Origin of the sequence: Asanoa sp. NPDC050611, from assembly GCF_040654855.1 — a bacterium.
Classification (GTDB): domain Bacteria; phylum Actinomycetota; class Actinomycetes; order Mycobacteriales; family Micromonosporaceae; genus Asanoa.
This window is the reverse complement of sequence record NZ_JBFAIU010000681.1, coordinates 1-1415: the sequence shown is the minus strand read 5'-3', so window position 1 is coordinate 1415 and position 1415 is coordinate 1. Positions and strand designations below refer to the sequence as shown.

1 protein-coding gene and 1 pseudogene are annotated in these 1415 nt (G+C 75.4%); one reads left to right on the top strand and one right to left on the bottom strand.

Annotation, left to right across the window (positions count from 1 at the left end; all coding sequences use genetic code 11):
* Positions 1 to 114: 114 nt before the first annotated feature.
* On the top strand, positions 115 to 519 hold the full coding sequence (locus tag AB0H87_RS41790) for a nitronate monooxygenase (RefSeq protein ID WP_360159417.1): 405 nt from the start codon (positions 115 to 117) through the stop codon (positions 517 to 519).
* Here AB0H87_RS41790 and AB0H87_RS41785 read toward each other — a convergent pair.
* Positions 425 to 1345: pseudogene (locus AB0H87_RS41785) on the bottom strand (BTAD domain-containing putative transcriptional regulator); the annotation flags it as partial. The gene AB0H87_RS41790 and the pseudogene AB0H87_RS41785 sit on opposite strands and share 95 nt — an antisense overlap.
* Positions 1346 to 1415: the final 70 nt, after the last annotated feature.

The window sequence follows — 1415 nt, the reverse complement described above, 5'->3', positions numbered from 1 at the left end:
CTGGCCACCTACGGGCGTTATCGAGAGCTGATCGCTCCGGAGGCGGCGCGCTTCGGCGCCGAGCTGCCGCCGGCGCCCGACGACGGCGACGACGACTGGCGGGCGAAGATTGACGTGCTCCGCGAGCGGCCCGTTCCGCTGGTCAGCTTCACCTTCGGCCTGCCACCGGCCCCTGACGTGACCCTGCTGCGCCGCACGGGCGCACTGCTCGCGCAGACCGTGACCTCGGTGGACGAAGCGCGGGCGGCCGCCTCGGCCGGGATGGACGTGCTGGTCGTGCAGGCCGCCGCGGCCGGTGGACACTCGGGCACGTTCACGCCGGACCGGCCGTCGCCGGAGCTGCCGCTCGCGGATCTCGTCGGGGCGATCCGGTCCGTGGTTGTGGACCTGCCAGTAGTGGCGGCCGGCGGGATCGGCTCACCACGTTCTCGAGCAATGCGGCCGCGTCCCGCTCGGCGAGCACGCCCAGCTCCACCGCGGCCACCCCGTCGAGGCCGGCCAGCGTCCAGCGCGAGGTGACCAGGGTCCGGCAGCCGTCCGGCAGCAACGGCCGCACCTGCGCTTCCCCGGCCGCGTTGTCGAGCACCAGCAACGGCCGGCGTTCGGCCAGCGTCGACCGATAGAGGCCGGCCCGGGCGTCGCGGTCGCTCGGCACCGCCCGGCCCGGCAGGCCGAGAGACCGCAGGATCGAGCCCATCACCTGGTACGCGTCCGGCGGCGCCGGGTCGGTGCCGTGCAGGTCGGCGAAGACCACCTCGGTGTCGAGCCGGTGGGCCAGCCGCACGGCGAGCGTGGTCTTGCCGACGCCGCCCATGCCGGAGACGCACACGGTCACGGGCCCGCCGGAGAGCAGGGCGGAGATCCGGTCCAGCTCGTCGGCCCGTCCGGTGAAATCGCTGATGTCGGGCGGCAACTGGCGGACCCGCGCCGCCGGCCGGCTCGGCCTCGCACCGAACCACGACCGGACCAGCGCCACGCCCGCGTCGGTGTCGCCACGCAACAGGTGTCCTTCGAGAGCGCGCAGCTCCGCACCGGGGTCGAGGCCGAGCTCGTCGGCGAGCACCCGATGCGCGCGGCGGTAGGCGGCGAGCGCCTCGGCCTGCCGGCCCTCCAGGGCGAGGCCGAGCGCGTGCAGCAACCAGAACCGCTCCCGGAGCGGGTCGGCCAGCACCAGGTCGGCGGTGCGTGCGCTGGTCGGGCGGCCGGCGAGCAGGTCGACGGCCAGATGCCGCTGCACCGCCTCGGTGCGTTCGGCGTCGAGCAGGGCGCCCGCGGACCGGATCCGCTCGCCGACCGCGTCCTGGCAGGCGCGTCCCCGCCAGAGCCGCAGGGCGTCGCCGTACGCGGAAGACCTTCGACGACATCCGGGTGCTGCACGACGTCACGCTTGCCGTGCGGCCGGGGGAGATCCTCGG